Source organism: Burkholderia sp. Bmkn7 (genome assembly GCF_041103175.1).
Taxonomy (GTDB): domain Bacteria; phylum Pseudomonadota; class Gammaproteobacteria; order Burkholderiales; family Burkholderiaceae; genus Burkholderia; species Burkholderia cepacia.
The window spans coordinates 2,638,773-2,658,964 of the sequence record NZ_JBGCUH010000002.1 but is presented as its reverse complement, the minus strand read 5'-3'; the positions used below and the strand labels follow the sequence as shown (position 1 = coordinate 2,658,964).

Annotated in this window: 4 protein-coding genes; all 4 read left to right on the top strand. The window is 67.4% G+C overall.

The window, feature by feature from the left end:
* The first annotated feature begins 119 nt into the window (after positions 1-119).
* The 4 genes from AB3K92_RS17710 (at position 120) to AB3K92_RS17695 (ending at position 19,919) form a co-directional block, all read left to right on the top strand.
* Positions 120-2,342: a tetratricopeptide repeat protein gene (locus AB3K92_RS17710; RefSeq protein WP_369465526.1), complete on the top strand. Its 2,223-nt coding sequence runs from the start codon at positions 120-122 to the stop codon at positions 2,340-2,342.
* A 42-nt stretch (positions 2,343-2,384) separates the two neighbouring features.
* Positions 2,385-4,628: a tetratricopeptide repeat protein gene (locus AB3K92_RS17705; RefSeq protein WP_369465525.1), complete on the top strand. Its 2,244-nt coding sequence runs from the start codon at positions 2,385-2,387 to the stop codon at positions 4,626-4,628.
* Positions 4,625-6,865, top strand: coding sequence for a tetratricopeptide repeat protein (locus AB3K92_RS17700; RefSeq protein ID WP_060158718.1), 2,241 nt, complete (start codon positions 4,625-4,627; stop codon positions 6,863-6,865). The genes AB3K92_RS17705 and AB3K92_RS17700 overlap by 4 nt, the downstream gene beginning before the upstream one ends.
* Before the next feature lie 316 nt (positions 6,866-7,181).
* Positions 7,182-19,919, top strand: coding sequence for a filamentous haemagglutinin family protein (locus AB3K92_RS17695; protein WP_369465798.1), 12,738 nt, complete (start codon positions 7,182-7,184; stop codon positions 19,917-19,919).
* Positions 19,920-20,192 lie beyond the last annotated feature (273 nt).

The following is a 20,192-nucleotide window of genomic DNA, read 5'->3' as shown; positions in this document are numbered from 1 at the left end:
GTAACTTTCGTCATACGTCTGTTATTGGCCGTCCGTTAGTCTCGTGACGAGCATGACCGCCGCGACCGGTTCCATCGGCCGGTTCAGCGGCGGCGTCGGCAAACGGGAAGGGGGCGAACGTGACGGTCGAGCACCGGCATGATGCACACGCGGGCGCGTCGGGACACGACGCGCGCGGACAATGGCAAGCGGCGGCGATTCTGGGCCGCGCACAGCAGTGGCATGGCGCGGGTCGCTTCGACGACGCGGCACGGGAATACCTCGCGGTGCTCGCGAAGGAGCCCGATCATCCGCAGGCGCTGCATCTGTACGGCGTGCTGCAATTCCAGCGCGGTGCGGCCGATCAGGCCGAAGTGCTGCTGCGCCAGTCGGTTGCGATCGCCCCCGACGTGCGCGCATTGTCGGATCTCGGGGCGATCGTCGGCGAGCGCGGCCGCGTCGACGAAGCGCTCGGCCATTTCGCGAACGCGCTGCGCGCGGCGCCCGACGACGTGCAGACGCTCGTGCGCCACGGCAATACGTTGATCGGCCTGTGCCGCTACGACGACGCACTGGCGTCGTTCGACCGTGCGCTCGCGGTGTCGCCGCTCGTGCTCGACGCGCTCTGCAATCGTGGCGGCGCGCTGCGCGCGCTCGGCCGCCTCGACGACGCGCTCGACACCTACGACCGCGCGCTGATGGTCGATCCGCAATCGTTCGAATCGTGGTTCAACCGCGGCCTCGTGCTGCGCGCGTTGCGGCGCGCGGCCGATGCGCTGCATTGCTTCGATCGCGCGAACGCAATCCGCCCGGGCATCGTCGCGATCATGGCCGAGCGCGGCCGTACGCTTGCCGAGCTCGACCGCCTCAACGAAGCGCTTGCCGCCTTCAACGACGCACTCGCGGCCGATCCCGCGCGGCTCGACGCGCTCTGCGACAGCGCGGCCGTGCTCGAACGGCTCGGCCGTGCGGACGAGGCGCTCGCGCGTTGCGAACGTGTGCTGGCGCTCGATCCGGATCACGCTCGCGCGCTCGCGAGCCGGGGCAATGCGCTGCTGCAACTCGGGCGCCACGACGATGCGCTCGACAGCCATGACCGGTCGCTCGTCATCGATCCGCGCTCGCCCGACACGCTGTGCAATCGCGGCACCGTGCTGCGTGACCTGCAGCGCTTCGATGCGGCGCTCGCGAGCTATGACGCCGCGCTGGCACTCGACGAGCGGTTTGCTGAAGCGTGGGCGAACCGCGGCACGGTGCTGCGTGACCTGCGTCGTTATGAAGAAGCGATCGCGTCGCTCGATCGGGCGCTCGAGCTGCGCCCCGATCTTGCGACGAACTGGCTGGCCCGCGGCAACGTGCTTGGCGAAACGGGGAAGGTCGAGGAAGCATTCACCGCCTACGATCGCGCGCTCGCGCTGCAACCCGACTTCGCCGCCGCATATTGCGCGCGGGCAGCGCTGCACCTGGCGGAAGGCGATTTCACGCGCGGCTGGCGCGGCTACGAATGGCGGGTACGCGATCCGCGGCTCGCGCGCCATGCACGGCCGTTCACGCAGCCCGTATGGCGGGGCGACGAACCGCTCGATGGCAAGACGATCCTGATTCATGCGGAACCGGGCATCGACGACACGCTGCAGTTCTGCCGTTATGTCCCGCTCGTCGCGGCGCGCGGCGCGCAAGTGGTGCTCGAGGTGCAGCCGTCGTTGCGCGTGCTGATGGCGTCGCTCACCGGTGCGGCCCGCGTGATTGCGCGTGGCGAGCCGCTGCCCGCCTTCGATTGCCATGTGCCGCTGCCGAGCCTGCCGCACGTGTTCCGCACAGAAGCGGACACCATTCCCAATACTGCCGCGTACCTGCACGCGGACCCGCAGCGAACGCGCCAGTGGGACACGCTGCTCGGCGAACGGCGCAGGCTGCGCGTCGGACTCGCGTGGGCGAGCGAGTCGACACGACCCGATGACGCCGGCCGGTCGATCGATTTCGCGCAACTCGCGCCGCTGTTCGATCTGAACGTCGACTGGATCAGCCTGCAGCAACCGCTGCATGAGCGCGACGCCGCGCGGCTGGCGGATGCGCCGGTATCTCACGTCGACGACGAACTTGGCGATTTCGCGGACAGGGCCGCGTTGATCGGCGCGCTGGATCTCGTGATCGCGGCCGATTCCGCGGTCGCGCATCTGGCGGGGGCGCTGGGCGCGCGCGTGTGGGTGCTGCTGCCCGACCCGCCGGCGTGGTGCTGGATGCGCCGGCGCGACGATAGCCCGTGGTATCCGTCCGCGCGGCTGTTTCGCCAGCCGGCACCCGGCAACTGGGCCGATGCGATCGACGCGGTGCGTGCCGCGCTCGAACCGATGACACGTTAGACACGACACGCGATACGAACAGCGACCAGTGGGGGCCACACGATGACACCGAACGGGGAAGGGACGACACTTGCGAGCGCGCCGGTCGCGCCGGATCGCCGCCCGCCCGACACCATGCAGCTCGAACGGCTGCTCTTGCGCGCGCGCAAGGCGCATCATGAGGGCGCGCTGCAGCATGCGGAGCATGCCTATGCCGAGTTGCTGGCGCTCGATCCCGAGCATCCGGAGGCGCTGCATCTGCTCGGCGCGGTACGGTTCCAGCAGGGGCGCCTCGACGATGCCGAGCCGCTGATGCGGCGCTCGGTCGAGCGCCAGCCGGTGCCGCTCGCGCTCGCGAACTACTCGGCGGTGCTGGCCGGGCTCGGGCGCGAGCACGATGCGCTCGCGCGGCTCGACGAGGCGCTCGCGATCAATCCCCTGCATCAGCGCGTGCTGTTTCAGCGGGCCGGGCTGCTTGCGCAACTCGCGCGATACGACGAAGCATGCGCGGTCTACGATCGCCTCCTCGAACTGACGCCCGGGTTCGCCGACGGTTACGTGAAGCGCAGCGACATGCTGCGCGCACTCGGCCGCGCCGGCGATGCGCTCGCTGATTGCGATCGTGCGATCGCACTCGCGGGCCGCACGTTCGACGCGATGCGCGCGCGCGGGCTTGCGCTGCGTGATCTCGGCCGCTTCCGCGATGCAGCGGACAGCTATGGTCACGCGCTCGCGCTGCGGCCGGGTAGCGCCGACGCGCTGTTTCTGCGCGGCGTCGCGTATCTCGACCTGCACGACCCCGAACATGCGCTGGCGGATTTCAATGCGGCGATCGCGGCGAGCCCGACGTTCGTCGATGCGATTTTCAACAGCTCGGTCGCGCTCGAACAGCTCGGCCGACACGAAGAGGCGTTGATGCGTTGCGACCGCGCGCTTGCGATCGATCCGCGCCATGCGCGCTCGCTCGCCAATCGCGGCAATGCGGCGAGCCATCTGGGCCGCTTCGCGGATGCGGTCGACAGCTATGCGCGCGCGCTCGAAGTCGAGCCGGGCAGCACGGGCGTGCTGTGCAACTATGCAAGCGCGCTGATGCGGGTAGCGCGTCACGACGACGCACACGAGATGTGCGACCGCGCGCTGGCGCTCGACCCGCACTATGCGCCCGCATCGTTCACGCGTGCGCGTGTCCGACTCGAAACGCACCGCTACGACGACGCGCTCGACGATCTCGCCCGCGTGATCGCCGCGACGCCGCGCGACAAGCTCGCCCACTTCCATCGCGGCAGCGCGTTGCGCGCGCTGCGGCGGCACGAGGACGCACTGCACGCGTATGCGGAAGCGATCGACATCGACCCCGACTATGCGCTGGCGCACTGCATGCGCGCGTTCCTGTGCCTGTCGATCGGCGACTTCGAGGCCGGGTGGGCCGAATACGAATGGCGCTGGCGCGACAGCCAGCTCGACGGCAGCCGGCGCGATTTCGCGCAGCCGCGCTGGACGCACGGCATGCCGCTCGACGGGCAGACGATCCTGCTGTATCCGGAGCAGGGGCTCGGCGACACGTTGCAGTTCTGCCGCTACGTGCCGCTCGTGAAGGCGCTCGGCGCACGCGTCGTGGTCGAGGCGCCGGTCGAGCTGAAGGCGCTGTTCGCGACGCTCTCCGGCGTCGACGTGCTCGTCGCGCGCGGCGACCCGCTGCCGCCGTTCGACCTGCATTGCCCGTTGTTGAGCCTGCCGCTCGAATTCCGCACCGACCTGTCGTCGATTCCGGCGGGCGGGCCGTACCTGCGCGCCGATCCCGCACGAGTCGAGCACTGGCGCGCTCGGCTGGCGGAGAGCGACCGGCCGCGCATCGGCCTCGTGTGGTCCGGCAATCCGCTGCACCTGAACGACCGCAATCGCTCGATCACGCTCGCCGACCTGTTGCCGCTGCTCGACGACCGCTACGAATGGATCAGTTTGCAGAAGGTGATCCGCGACGAGGATCGTCCGGTGCTCGATGCGAGCCCGATCCGCTTCGTCGGCGACGAACTGACGGATTTCGCGGAAACGGCCGCGCTGACCGAGGCAATGGATGCGGTGATCAGCGTCGATACGTCGGTCGCGCACCTGGCGGGCGCGCTCGGCCGGCCGCTCGCGGTGATGCTGCCGCACACGCCCGACTTCCGCTGGCTGCTCGATCGCGACGACAGCCCGTGGTATCCGGGTGCGCGACTGTTTCGCCAGCCGGAAGGCGGACAGTGGGCGCCCGTCGTCGAGCGGCTGCGCGACGCGCTGCCGGCGCTGGTGGCGGGAGCGGCGCGATGAGCACGGCGCAGGCACCGGCGTTCGGCGCGGGTGCCGCGCCGCTGCGGGCCGCCGTCGACGATGCGCTGCGCAATGCGCGCGCACGACTCGAGCAACGCGACTACGCGAGCGCGAGACGGCTCTACGAGGGTGTGCTGGCGATGATGCCCGATCACGTCGAGGCGCTGCATCTGCTCGGGTTCGTGCATCTTCAGCTTGGCGACGCCGTGCGCGCGGAGCCGCTGATCGCGCGATCGATGCAGTCCGGGCTGAATCACCCGTGGAATTTCGTGAATCATGCGCAGGCGTTGGGCGGCACGGGCCGTCATCGTGAAGCGCTGAACGCGGCTGCGCAGGCGCTCGAGCGCGATCCCGGCCATGCGCAGGCCTACGCGGCGCGTGGCGACGCGCTGCATGCGCTCGGCCGGCACGGCGAAGCGGTCGGCGCCTACGATCTTGCGCTGACGCGCGAGCCGGGCCGCGCGGTGTCGTGGGTGCGGCGCGGCGAGGCATTGCGCGCGCTCGGCCGGCCCGCCGACGCGCTGATCAGCATCGAGCGCGCGCTGCGGATCGCGCCGGACGACCCGGCGGCGCTCGCCGAGCGCGGCCATGCGTTGCGTGCGCTCGGCCGCGGCAACGAGGCGCTGCATTGCTTTCAGCTTGCGATGGTGGTGCGCGGCAAGACGCCCGATCTCGTCTACGCGTGCGGCTATACGCTGATCGAACTGGGGCGTCCGGCCGAAGCGCTGGCGTGTCTCGACGAAGCGCTCGCGCGGATGCCGGACGACATGCAACTGCTGTTCGTGAGTTGTGTCGCGCTCGACTTGCTGCATCTGCGTGACGAATTGCTGAAGCGTAGCGACCGGCTGCTGGCGCGCGACCGCGACAACGTCGGCGCGTGGGTCGGCCGCGGCAACGCGCTGCTCGGGCTGCGGCGGCACGAGGAAGCCGCACACGCATATGGCGAAGCCCTCGCGCGCGCACCGGCCGATTTCGACGCGCTGCGCAACCGGGCCGGCGCGCTGCGGGCGCTCGGTGCGTTCGACGAAGCGCTCGCGCATTACGACCGTGCGCTCGAAGCACGCGGCCCGCACGCGGAAGTGCTGTGCAATCGCGCGATCGCGCTGCAACTGCTCGGCCGCTACGACGATGCGCTCGCGAGTTACGCGGCGGCCGTCAGCGCGCCGGGCCGGACGGCGCAGGAGATCTACACGCGCGCGGTGGCGCGGCAGCAACTCGGCGACCATGAAGCCGCGCTTGCCGATTTCGCGCTGGCGAGCCGGCGCGACCCGAATCACGGCGTCGCGCGCCGGTCGGAGGCGTTCTGCCGTCTGGTGACGGGCGACTTCGACGCCGGCTGGCGGCAGCATGAAGCGCGCTGGGATGCCGCCGACGTGACGCTGCATCGGCGTCACGCGGACCGCCCGCAATGGACTGGCGACGAACCGCTCGCCGGCCGCACGCTGCTGCTGCATGCGGAGCAGGGATTCGGCGACACGCTGCAGTTCTGCCGCTACGCGAGCCTCGCGCACGAGCGCGGCGCGACCGTGGTGGTCGACGCGCCGGCCGCGCTGGCCGACCTGCTCGGGACGCTGCGCGGCGTGAGCCGCGTCGTCGCCGACGGACAGCCTGCGCCGGCGTTCGATTTGCATTGCCCGCTGATGAGCCTGCCGTTCGCGTTCCGCACGACGCTCGACACGGTGCCGGCCGACGTGCCGTACCTGCATGCCGACCCGCAACGGCGCGCCGCATGGGTCGAACGGCTCGATGCGGCTGCTCCGCCGCGACGAATGCGCGTGGGGCTCGCGTGGTCGGGCAATCCGGTTCATGCGAACGACGAAAACCGGTCGATGACGTTCGCCGCGCTCGCGCCGCTCGTCGCGCTCGATGCGACGTTCGTGAGCCTGCAGGTCGGCGTGCGCCCGCGTGACGCCGAAGCTTTCGAGGCAAGCGGCGTGCTGTCGTTCGAGGCCGAGCTGAAGGATTTCGCGGAAACGGCCGCGCTCGTCGACACGCTCGATCTGGTGATCGCCGTCGATACGTCGGTCGTGCACCTGGCCGGTGCGCTCGGACGCCCCGTGTGGGTGATGCTGCCGCGCGTGCCGGACTGGCGCTGGCTGCTCGAACGCGACGACAGCCCGTGGTATCCGTCCGCGACGCTGTTCCGGCAGGGGCTGCCCGGCGACTGGCCGGCACTGGTCGAACGCGTGGCGCAGGCGCTCGCGGCCCGCATCCTTGCGCATCGCGACACCGCGTGACCGGCCCGGCCGACTGTGACAAAAGCTACGGACCTTTGGCAAGCGGCCCGAATGGTCCGTAACACCCGCCACGCGGCTGCCATCGGGCCTTCGTATGTTCTTGGGATTCCAGTGGCCGGGGTCGATCCCGGTTGCAACGACCGAGCGCGAAAACGGATTGGCGCCGCTTTCCGCGCGACCGTCGTCCAGCGCAATTTCATAGGATTCGGGGTGAAGAATGGCAGCACGCGCACGCACGGCACGACAACCTGACGCGACGGGCTCGCGCCCGGTCCTGAAATCGGAACTGCGGCCGCTGGTCCGGGCCGTGGCCTTGATGCTGCTGGCGGGCGCGTCCGCGCACGTGCACGCGGCGGGCATCATGAACCTCGGGGCGGCGGCCGCGCGTGCGTCCGGCGGCGGTGCGGGCGGTGCCGGCGGCGCGCCGGGCATGCCGAATCTGGGTGTGTCGGCGCAGCAGGCGCTGCAGGCGAGCCAGCCATCGATCCGCAACCTCGGGTATGCAGCGCATGCGATCGCCGCGCAGATTGCCGCGCAGCAGAATGCGGCAGCGGCGGCGGCGAAGCTGCCTTCGACCGTGCCGAACGGGTTGACGCCGGGCGGGCTGCAGGTGGCGGCTGGCGCGTCGAGCGATACGAACAATCCCGTGCTGTGGTTCAACGCGAATGCGCCGACGCAGAATGTCGACAGTAGCGGGCACGTGAACGTCGATGTCAAGCAGACCGGGCAGAACGCGGTGCTGACGTGGGAGACGATGAACGTCGGCCGGCAGACGACGCTGAATTTCGATCAATCGGGCGGCACGCAGACGAACGGCGCGAACAACTGGGCCGTGCTGAACCGGATCAACGATCCGAGCGGCAGGCCGAGCCAGATTCTCGGCAACATCACCGCGCAGGGCGCCGTGTACGTAATCAACCGCAACGGCGTGCTGTTCGGCGCCGGATCGCAGGTCAACGTGCATTCGCTGGTTGCTTCGTCGCTGAACCTGCTCGACATGAAGAACCAGCTCGTGCCAACGCCCGCGGGCATCGTCGCGAGCAACCAGCAGTTCCTGAGCCTGCCGGCGGGGACGACGGGCGGGCTGGCTTATCCGCAGTCGGGGAGTTCGAGCGGAACGGCCGGGGACGGGGGCAAGCCGAACGAGGTGCTCGGGCTCGGTAGTCAGGCGCTGCTGAGCGGTGCGTATCAGCCGCCGGGCGACGTGACCATCGAGCAGGGCGCGTCGATCACGACGCACACCAACGGCACGGCCAGCGACGGCGGTTTCGTGCTGGTCGCCGCGCCGAACGTGACGAACGCGGGCAGCATCGCGGCGACGTCGGGACAGGTCGTGCTGGCGGCGGGCGTGGGGGTGAGCCTGCGGCCGAACGGAGCCGGAACGTTGGGCAATCCGCAAGTGCTGCTGCCGGAGCTGAGCGGGCAGATCGTGACCGTCGACCCGGCCACCGGCGCGTCGATCGACGTCACGCCGGCCGGCACGCTGACGAACACCGGTATCGTGCAGGCTGCGCGAGGCAACGTGAACCTGCTCGGCAGCCGCGTCGCGCAGAACGGCGTGGTGGGCGTGACGACGAGCGTGAACACGCCGGGCACAATCACGATCTCGACGGCGGACGAATATGCGTCGAACAATCCGCTGGGCAATCCCTATACCGGCTCGACGCCGGTCACGGGCGGCCCCGGCGGCGGCGACAACGTCAATCGCGCCGGTCTGCTGAGCTTCGGGCCGGGATCGGTGACGACCGTGCTGCCCGACAACAACGGCCAGACCGCGACGTCGACGCCCGGCACGACCTTCATGCCGGGCGGCATCGCGATGACGGCCGGCTCCGTCTGGTTCCAGGGCGGCTCGCTGATCGAGGCGCCGGGTTCGAACGTGTCGGTGACGGCCTACGCGCCGTCGGTCGTGACGAACCCGGTGCCGGGTCAGACCGCGGTGCCGGGGCGGATCTACGTGGACGACGGCGCGACGATCGACGTGTCGGGGCTGGCGAACGTGCAGGCGCCGATTTCGCAAACGCTCGTGACAGTCGACCGGATCGGCCAGAACGAGCTGGCCGATTCGCCGCTGCTGCGCAACAGCTTCCTGTTCGGGTTGAAAGGAGCCGTCGTCGACAGCACGCTGACGGGCACGCGCAGCGACGGCGTGCAATGGGTCGGCAGCCCGATCCTGAACCTGTCGGGTTATGTGAACCTGATTCCGCGTACCGTCGACCAGTTGCTGACCAACGGCGGGACGATCACGCTGTCCGGCAACGAGGTAATGACCGCGGCGGGTTCGTCGATGAACCTGAACGGCGGGTATGTGCATTACAGCGGCGGGATCGTCAACACGACGCGGCTCGTCGATGCGAACGGCGCGATCGTACCGATCGGGCAGGCGAGCCCTTACGACAACTATGTCGGCATCGCCGGGCAATTCGTCGAAAATCATCCGCGCTGGGGCGTGACGAAATCCTGGTACAACCCGCTGCTGACGAGCGGCACTTACCAGTCCGATTACATCGTCGGCGGCAATGCGGGCACGCTCGATTTGTTTGCATCGCAGGCGCTGGTACTCGACGGCGACATCAGCGCGCAGGCGTTCGGCGGCGCGAAGCAGATGCAGGGCAACAGCCTGCCGTCCGGCGGCACGTTCAACCTGGGGGCCGATCCGAAGCTGGCCGGCAATGCGCTGGCCGGGATGACGTGGAACGTTGTCGCCAACACGACGCTCACGATCAACGGCACCTCGGGCTCCGTGGTCCTGCAGGACAATGCACCGCAACTCGGCGCGTTGTTGCCGGGCTTCTCGATCGACACGCCGCTCGACAAGACCGCGCTCCAATCGCTGGTGGCCAACGATCCGAACAACCTGCTGACGACGCAGGTCGTACCCGTTGCGAAGCTGAACAACGGCGGGTTCGCGAACCTGAACGTGACCGAGGACAAGAACGCGGGCAAGGGCATCGTGGTGGGGCAGGGCGCACAGCTGAACCTGCAACCGGGCGGTTCGATCTCGCTCAACAGCCCGGCGGTCGGCGCCGACGTGACCGTCGCGGGGCGCCTGTCCGCGCCGTCCGGTTCGATTTCGATCACGAGCGGCGGCAATGTGGTCGTCGGGCCGCAGGGCGCGCTCAGTGCGGCCGGCCAGTGGGTGAACAACGACGTGCAGGCCGCACCGGGCACGACGCCCGGCAACAGCCAGTTCATCAACGGCGGCAGCATTTCGCTGTCGGCGAGGGAGAATGCGACGTTCGTGAACGGCACCGCCGTGGATGCGACAGGATCGATCCTGCTGCAACCGGGCAGCGTGCTCGATGTGTCGGGCGGCGGCGAAATGCTCGCGAACGGCCAGTTGCTGATGCAGAACGGCGTGCCGGCCGGGCGCGGCGGCAACGTTGCGTTGCAGACCTATGCGGTGCCGGCGGGCGGCGCGCAGTTCGGTCATACGAACGACGGCGGCGCGAACCTGCCGGACACCCAGCCGACTGCCGGCACGATTGCGATGGGCGGCACGATCCTGAGCGACGGTTTCTCGGGGGGCGGGACGATGACCCTGGGCGCGCTCGGCTTCCGGATCGGTGGAGACAAGGCGGCAGCGGCGCCGTGGGACGTGTATCTACCCGAGAATTTCTTTGCGCAACAGGGCTTCGGCAAGTACGTGCTGAACGCGTACTACGACTCGACCATCGCGCCGGGCGCGACGGTTGCGCTCACGCAGAGAAACCTGCTTCCCGACGCGCTGGCGCTGCAGCAGACAGGTTCGGGCGCGCGCTTGTCCGCGGGCGGCCTGACGACGGTCGGCCAGCTCGATGCGTATCACCGGCAGCCGACAGGGCTCGTGCTGACCGGCGGTAACGTCGTGTCGTGGCTGACGGCGGCAAACAACGGCGCGGTGCCGTCGTATCCGGGCGTGACCGGTGCGGTGACGCTGTCGTCGGGGGCATCGATCCACGCGGACGCCGGTGCAGGCATCGTGCTCGCATCGCCGAAGCAGGTGACCGTGCTCGGCTCGGTGGTCGCGCCGGGCGGGTCGATCGTACTGAGCGCCGATACCGGCACCACGGCCCCTCAACCGGGCCAATTCAATGTCTTCACGCCAAGCAACAGCCGATCCGCGTGGCTCGGTTCGGACGCAACGCTCGACGTATCCGGTGTCGCTCTCGCCAATCCGCTTGCCGCGCCGGTCAAGATCGGTGGAACGACCGTCGTGCCGAATACCGGCAAGGTTCTGCCTGGCGGTTCGGTGACGCTGTCGAGCGATGCGGGCTATGTGGTGACGCAAGCCGGGTCGAAGATCGACGTGTCGGGCGCGTCCGCGAACTTCGACCGATTGCAGGCGAACGGCACCTATGCGTCGCAGCCCGTGTGGAGCGATGCGGGCTCGATCACGCTGGCGCCCGCGTACGGCCTCTTTGCGGACGGGACAATGGCCGGCCATGCCGGCGCGTCGCAGGCGCGCGGCGGTACGCTGACGATCCTGCCGCGGGCGAACAGCAGTGCGCCCGGTGCGACGGCGCTCGTCGTGCAGCAAAGCGGGATGCTGTTGCCCGCGGGGCTTGCGCCGGGCAAGGATTTTCCGACGCCGATCGATCCGACCACCGGGTTGCCGACCGGATTGCCCACCGGCGTGATCCAGTTCGCCGTCGATCGCCTGAACGATTCGGGAATCGCGAATCTCGTGCTGGGCGATGGCACGCCATCCCCGTTCGCGGCGCCGCCGATCGCGTTTGCCGGCAACGTGAACCTGACGCTGCCCGAATCCGTCACGCTGAATACCGGCCGGATCGCGGCGATCGGGATGGATCAGCTTTCGACGCTGCTGTCGACCCCTGCGAAGCCGGCGGGTGGCAACTCGGCGCTCGCGGACCTGCTCGCCCAGCCGCCGGCCGTTCCGCTCGGCACGACGGTGACGATCAGCGCGCCGTACGTCGCATTTGCCGGCCCGATGGCCCCTTCGGGGACACCCGCCTTCACGCCGGTCGCCACGCGTTCCGACGCGACGCTGAACGTGAATGCGTCGTTCGTCGATCTGCGCAACCAGTTCCAGCTCAACAATATCGGGCAGGCGAATTTCACCAGCAGCGGCGACATCCGTCTGAGCGCTTCCAATCCATCGGGCAAGGGGCTGTCGCCGGGCGTGCTGTACACGCCAGGCAACGTGACGTTCAACGCGGCGAGCCTGTATCCGGCGACCGGCAGCACGTTCATCGTCGATGCGGTCGGCCCGGTCGATTCGACCACCGGCAAACCCGCGCCGACCACCGTCACGTTCGGCACGACCGGTGTGTCCGGCACGCCGCTGTCGGCCGGCGGCACGCTGCTCGTCGATGCAACGAACATCGTGCAGGGCGGCACCGTGCGTGCGCCGTCCGGCACGATCGTGTTCGGCGTCGGTGACCCGACGAACAGCGCCACGCAGAGTCAGTTCGGCAACCTGCTGCTCGTGGCGACGGATTCGGTGACCTTCGCGAACGGCAGCGTGACGTCGGTTTCGAACGGCGGTTCGATCATTCCTTACGGTACGACGGTCGATGGCGTCGAATGGCAATTCAATCCGATCGCTGGCACGACGGCGTCGGACCTGACCGCGCCGCCAGCGAAGTACATCGGGGTCAACGGCACCAGCGTCGCACTCAACAAGGGCGCGACGATCGACCTGTCCGGCGGCGGCGACCTGCAGGCCGCCGAATGGGTGCCCGGCACGGGCGGCACGCGCGACGTGCTGTCGCAATACAACGTGAGCTATGCGAGCGGCAAGGGCGCGACGGCGGTGCCGGTCAATGCGGGCGGCGGGAACGTCTATGCGATCGTGCCGGGCACGCAATCGCCGGTCGCAGCCTACGATCCGCTGTTCGCGCAGACCGTGCAGCCGGATGTCGCCAGCAACGGCACGCCGACGACCAAGACCGTGACGCTGGGCGTCGGCCAGGCCGGGTTGAACGACGCGATCGGCAAGGCCGTGTACCTGTCCGGCGTGCCGGGACTCGCGCCCGGCTATTACACGCTGCTGCCGGGCAAGTATGCGACGCTGCCGGGCGCGTACCGCGTGACCGTGTCGGCGACGACGGGCAACGTCGTGCCGGGCGCGTCGCAGGTGCTGCCGGACGGCACCGTCATGACGGCCGGGTATTTCGCCGATGCGGTGACGGGCGGCCGCAGCGCGACGCCGACGCTTTTCAACGTGCAGTCGGGCGCGACGTGGCAGCAGTATTCGCAGTACACGCTGAAGGGTGCGAACGACTTCTTCACCGCGCAGGCCGCGAAGCAGGGCAACGTGACCCCGCCGCTGCCGGTGGATGGCGGCCAGCTCGTGCTCGCCGCGACGAAGGCGCTGACGCTTGGCGCGACGCTCAACGCGGCGGCCGGCCCGGGCGGCGCGCCGGCGGAGGTCGACATCGCGTCGCAGGACATCCAGATCACCGGCAGCGGCAGCGCCGCATTGCCCGGCTATCTGCAGATCGGCGGCGAGGCGCTCGATTCGCTGGGTGCCGGCAGCCTGCTGATCGGCGGCACGCGCGCGGCGACGACCAAGGGCGTGACGATCACGCCGATCGCGAACAGCGTCGTGGTGTCGAACGACGGGAATTCGTCGCTGAAGGGGCCCGAGATCCTGTTCGTGACTAAAACCGACGCGAGCGGCACGGATCCGAGCGCGGCGAACGGTTTGCGCGTGGACGCGGGTGCATCGATCACGGCGGCGGGCGACTACCCGGCGGCGAAGGATCAGCCGATCACGATCGCCGGCGACGGCGCACTGCTGCGCGTGTCGAATGGCGCGATGGCGCCGCTCACGCGCACGGGTGGCACCGGCACGGGGCTGCTGACGGTCGGTGCAGGCGCGACGCTGTCGGGCGGCCAGGCGCTGATGCTCGATTCCTCGGGCAACCTGAAGGTCGATCCGAGCGCGGTGCTGTCCGCGAAAGCGATCACTGTGGATGGTTCGGCGATCACGTTCACGAACGCGAGCGGCGCGGCCGCGGCGGCGCTGCCGGGTTTCGTGATCGATCCGGCGGGCCTGGCGCAACTCGCCAACGCCGATCTCGTGTCGCTGCGCAGCTACGGTGCAATGGGCTTCGTCGGCGACGTGAGCGCGACGTTCGGCAAGCGCGTCGACCTGAGCGCGGGTACGTTCACGAGCGACGGCGGCCGCGTGACGCTGAACGGACAGCAGATCGCGTTCACGAACGAGACGGGCGCGGCGAACGGCACCGTCACGCCGGGCAGCGGCGTGCTGACGGTCAACGCAAAAGAGATCGACTTCGGCGCGGGCACGAAGACGCTGAGCGGATTCTCGTCGGCGAACCTGACGGCGACCGGCGGCATCGTCGGGCAAGGCACGGGGACGTTCGATTTCGGGGCGCTGCCGGTGACGCTCAACGCGCCCGTGTATCTGGCCGATACGAGCTCCGCGTCGACCGTGAAGACGACCGGGGCGCTGACGTTGAACGGCGCGGCCGGCACCGCGTTGACGAATACGCCGGTCGGCGGCGCATGGAAATTCGTTGGCGGCACGCTTGCCGACAACGGTGCGACGATCGCGGCGCCCGCCGGCAACGTGAGCCTTGAGGCGACCACCGGCAACCTGACGATCGGCGGCGGTTCGACGGTCAGTTCGGCGGGCGTGTCGAAGCAGTTCTTCGACGTGACGCAGTACGCGCCGGCCGGTTCGATCATCCTGAGCGCCGATGCGGGGACGGTCGACGTGCAGCCGGGTGCGACGCTCGACTTCTCGGGCGCGAAGGGGGGCGGCGCGGCTGGCAGCCTGACGCTGTCGGCGCCGAAGCAGGTCGCGAGCCTGAACGGCACGATCAAGGGCGGCGCGACGAACGGCTACGCGGGCGGCTCGCTGTCGCTCGATACGGCCGGCGCGGCCGATCTCGATGCGCTCGCGAAGACGCTCGCATCGAGCGGTGTGAACCAGTCGATCGACATTCATACGCGGTCGGGCAACCTGACGCTGTCGGCCGGCAATGCGCTGACCGCGCGGGCGGTGTCGCTGACGGCCGACGGCGGCGCGGGCAACGCGTCGGATGCGGCGAACGGCAACGTGAACGTGCTGGGGACGATCGATGCGTCGGGCAAGGCGGGCGGTCAGATCAGCCTGTACGGCAAGAGCGGCGTCGATATCGAAGGTTCGCTGCTCGCGAAAGCGACCGATGCGAGCCAGCGCGGCGGCAAGGTCGCGATCGGCACGAGCGCGACGTTCGATCCGGCCGTAGCCGATCCGTACAACGCGACTTACGGCTACGAGAATGTATCCGCCGCGCAGTCCGGGTTGATCCGGCTCGGCTCGAATGCGTCGATCGACGTGTCCGGCGGTACGCCGGGCGGCACGCTCGACGGCACGGTCAATTTCCGCGCGCCGCTGCTGCGCGACGGCACGGTCAACATCGCGCTCGATGGTGGCGGCGTGCATGGTTCGCGCAAGACGACCGTCGAGGCGTATGCGGTGTGGAGCGCAGCGGATGCGACGACCGGCTCGCAGCATTTCGACGGCCTCATCGATCCGGCCGGCTGGTACGACGGCAGTGGCCATCTGCTTGCCGGAACGTTCACGGTGCCGGGCAGCACGCCGGCGACGTACAGCTATACGCCTGGCGGCGCAGGCGGCGGAACGCTCGTCAACAACGCGACCGGAGAGTCGACGGCGGTGACGGAGGATCAATTGCGCAACGGGATTTCCGGCAGCGGCTTTACCGGGCTGACAGGTGCGTATTTCGTCGCAGGGGCCGCGAATGCCGATCATGTCGCGTTCTATGGATATCGCGCCGACGGTTCCGGTACGTCGCCGGGCACGTTGATGGCGTTCGTTCAGCATGGCCCGGATGGCGTCGCCGGCCAGTTCGCCCGTGCATCGCTGCAGAATTTCAGCGTCGTGCCGGGCATCGAGCTCGACAATCCCGGCAATGCGGTCAACGGCGGCAATATTTCGGTGCTGTCGAACTGGAACCTCGGCGCGGGCGCACCGAACAATAGCGGCAGCATCACACCCGATTTCCGCTATCGGTCGACGATCGCGCCGACGCTGACGTTCCGCGCGGCGAACGATTTCGATGCGTACGCAAGCATTTCGGACGGGTTTTATCAGAGCCAGGTCGCGTCGATTCTGGGCGGGGTGGGGCCGGTTACGGCAACCGGTACCTACACGGACGCGAAGCAGAAGTTCGATCAGCTTGTGTCGATCGATGATCCGACGCAGGTGACGGTGTCTTTTAACGATGGAGCCACGGCGAACCTGACGGCGCTCGATCCGAATGCGACGCTCGCCTCACCGCTAATGGGTCAGACGGCCGGCTATTACTCTGCGTATTTGTCATATACCGGAGCCTGGCAACAGGATATCGAGGCGTGGACGTCGCCGGACACGGCATCGAATTACGTTGGGCACATCCTGCCGGTCAGGCCGTCGACGACGCCGGCGCCGGTGCTGGCTGATTTCGCCACATACTCGGATTATCTGACTGCCTATTGGGGGCCGGACCTGACAGGCGCCAAGAGCTCGACATCGTATCTGTATGGGTACTCTCGCGCGTCGGTAATCCGATTCGGGACGCCCGCTGCGCCTACGCCTCCGGTCGGGTTACAACCCAATTCGGGCAATTCTGCCCAAGCGGCGTACTTGGCAGACTATTCAAACTACATGCTGGCGTACTCGGACTACTTCAATAATCGATGGCCTAGTCTTTTCGCACCTAGAAACTCCTACAACATGTTCTATGCACCGATCGCACCCGCATCGGTGCCAGACACAGGCATCGTCAACATCGGTGCATTGCCCGGTAACGCGGTAGCCAACGTGCCGACGCCAAACAACCCGATGCCGGTAGCTTTCGCGACCTTGCTTGGCGGTGGTAGCTCGTCATACCGGATCGTGTCGGGTGCCGATGTGCAGAGTGCGAATCCGCTCGCATTGCAACCGGTTTCGACGCTCACGAATGCAGGGGCGACCTCAGCCGGTACCGGCAATGTGATGCTGAGCGGGCATACCGGCTACGTCGACAGCAACGGTCTGACACTCGTCGAGCCCGTAACGATCCGCACCGGCACGGGATCAATCGATGTGGCGGCCGGCAACGGAGTGTCGCTGTTCGATACGAACAAGACAGCCGATTCGTCAACCTTGATCGTTCCTGGCGTGATCTACACGGCCGGTGCGCCTGCTGCAGGGGCGCCATCGGTGGGTACTGCCGTTGCGATTGCCCATGCTCCGAGTGGCGGCCTGCAAGACGTCCTGATTACACCTGCCGTGAATCCCGATTCGGCCGGTGATATCACGATTCACGCGCAGGGTGATATCGATGGCATGCAAAGCGTGATCGATACGAAAGGAGCCGTGACAGGGAGCACGGGTAACGACATTGGCCAATACTGGTGGCAGTGGATGCAGATTACCGCGGGGAAAACAACCGACGGTCAAGTTGTTGTCGCGCCGCTGACCCGAACCTCGATCGACTTCGGCGCATTCGACCAAGGCGTAATGAGTGTCGGCGGTAATGTATCGATCAGCGCCGGTGGCAATATCTCGGATCTCGCCGTATCGTTGCCGACCACGTGGTACCTGAACGGCAGCGGCAAGCCTGTCACCGTCGGTGGAGGAAATCTGACCGTACGCGCAGGTGGAGACATTCTGAGCGGTGACTATTTCGTTGCGAAGGGAGCCGGCACGATATCGGCTGGCGGTCGCATCGGGTCCGATATTTCCATCGCACCTCGTGTGCTCGGCGCTGGTCCGATCGACGTGTCGACGGTGCTTGCGACTCAGGACGGCATATTCGACGTTACCGCACGTCAGGGTGTGGGGATTGGCGCGGTATTGAATCCGTCTTATTCAAGCAGCTTTTTTCAGAGCGGTGGACAGCCGACCGGTGTCATCAATCTTTCGAGCTATGGCCAGTATCCCGACAATCAGGTCTATTCCCCGACTTCGGCGGTCAATGTGCTGTCCACGACCGGCGACGTTCAACTCGGCGCGCTCGGAGGAGCGTTGACCGGTGCAAATGGCGTGTTGCCTGCGAGCCTCGGCATGACCGCATTCGACGGTGCAATCGACATCCAATCCGGAGGCGTTCTCTATCCTTCGGCAGTCGGTCAGTTGAACTTGATCGCGGGTCAATCGGTGTACCTGTCCAATGTATCGGCCACGCGGATCGACGCAGCATTGCCGAAAACGTTCGGTCTATCGGACGCCGATCCATCGCAGATGCCGTCGCCGACGAATCCGAGCTTGACACCGAATATCCCGGCGTTGACGAATACGACGCTTGCAGCTCATGCGCTGAATCCGCTTCACGGTGCAGATTTGCAGCCTGTGCGCGTTTACAGCTTGAACGGAAGCATCGTCAATGGCGGGATAAATACTTCAGTTACCGGCGACGGCTTTTACCAGAATCTCGTCACGTTTTCGGTCGACAAACCCGCGCTTTTGCAGGCCGGGCAGGACATCGTCAATCTGGCGTTCTGGGGGCAGAATCTGCGCAGCTCCGATGTGACGCGCGTCGTGGCGGGGCGGGACATTTACGATACGCCGATTTCGACGACCACCGGTGCGGTGCCGGTACTGTCGCTTGGCGGACCGGGATGGTTCGATGTTCAGGCTGGACGTAATATCGGCCCGCTGACGAGTCAAGCCGAGTTGTATAACCGGAAGGTCAACGTGGGCGGACTCGTGCACCTTTTCACCGGCATCGATGCAGTCGGAAACGCGAACAACCCGAATCTGCCGCACGAGAGTGCGAGCATCAATGTGCTGTTCGGCGTAGGCCCAGGCATCGATCTTCCCGGCTTCGTCTCGACCTACGTCGCGCCGGGCAGTTCGGTTGCCGGCGTACCGAGCGCAACGCCCGCACTGATTGCATTCATGGAGCAGTACGACGCGGGAATTGGCGTCGACACGGGCCTGCAGGCCGACAAGGATGCGGCGCTGGCGAAGGTTGGCCGGCTGACGGCCGACGAAGCGTGGAAGCAATTCCAGGCGTTGCCGTCGTACGTTCAGCAACTCTTCGCGGAGAAGGTGCTGTTCGGCGTGCTCGCGCAAGTCGGTGCCGACTTCAACGATCCTGCGAGCCGATACAGCGGTCAGTACGCAAGAGGCTATCAGGCGATCAACACGCTGTTTCCGGCTTCGTTCGGCTATCCCGCGAACAATCTGGGCGGTGGCTCGAATGGTGCGAACAAGCAGGTCGCTACCGGCGATCTCGACATTCGCAGCACGACGATCCAGACGCAGCAAGGCGGTGACGTGACGATCCTCGGTCCCGGCGGGCAGGCGCTCGTCGGCAGCACGACGGCGCCGCCGCAGATCGTCGACAGCACCGGAAACGTAGTGGCCGGCCCCGGCACGATGGGGATCCTGACGCTCGAGAAGGGGAACGTCGACATCTTCACGGATCAGAGCGTGCTGCTCGCGCAGAGCCGGATTTTCACCGAGCAGGGCGGCGACATGACGATCTGGAGTTCGAACGGAGACATCAACGCGGGTAAGGGCGCGAAAACGTCGGCCGACACGCCGGCGCCGCAGTATGTCTGCGATGCGAACCATTACTGCACGGTCGATTCGCGCGGGCAGGTGACGGGTGCGGGCATCGCGACGCTGCAGAGCATACCGGGCGCGCCGAAAGGCACGGTGAACCTGATCGCGCCGCGCGGTACCGTTGATGCGGGTGACGCCGGCATTCGCGCGGGCAACCTGAACGTCGCGGCTTTGCGTGTCGTGAATGCCGACAACATCCAGGTGACGGGCAAGGCGACCGGCATTCCGCTCGTGCAGGCGGTGAACACGGGTGCGCTGACGGCGGCGAGTTCGGCCGCGTCGGCGGCGAGCCAGGTCGCGCAGGACATCGCGAGGAACAACGCATCGGGCGTCGCGCCGCGTCGCTGGACGATCAGCGTGCAGGTCGAGGGCTTCGGTGATAACGGCGCGGATGGCGTATCGAAGCGGCGCAGGTCGGAGCAGGTTGGCTACGATTCGTCGAATTCGGTTTCGCTGCTGGGATTTGGGGCGGCGGCGGGGGCGACGCAGAAAGCGTTGCTGAGCAAGGAGGAGTTGGCGAAACTCAACCGGCTCTGATTGGCGTGTAAGCGGCAACATAGCCGAGACGAAAGCTGTGTTTTCGCCAACCGGAAGTGGGATGCCCGGCTTGATTTGGCCAGACTAACCGGTTGATACATCAGCCGCCTTGATTATCGAGGCGGCTGCCGTGCGTTGTTGCGTTAGTCTCGATTCTGGTTCCGGTTAATGTCCCTCGTCGCCTCCAAGGCCGCAGACGCGTGAATTGTCGGTGCCGAGAAAAAATGCGTTCGTGTCGCTCAGGAGGTTCGCCGATTCAAGAGTATCCGGTCC

Coding starts and splice junctions, on each gene's coding strand:
- AB3K92_RS17705 (WP_369465525.1), top strand. CDS start 2,385: ATGACACCGAACGGGGAAGGGACGACACTTGCGAGCGCGCCGGTCGCG.
- AB3K92_RS17700 (WP_060158718.1), top strand. CDS start 4,625: ATGAGCACGGCGCAGGCACCGGCGTTCGGCGCGGGTGCCGCGCCGCTG.
- AB3K92_RS17695 (WP_369465798.1), top strand. CDS start 7,182: ATGCTGCTGGCGGGCGCGTCCGCGCACGTGCACGCGGCGGGCATCATG.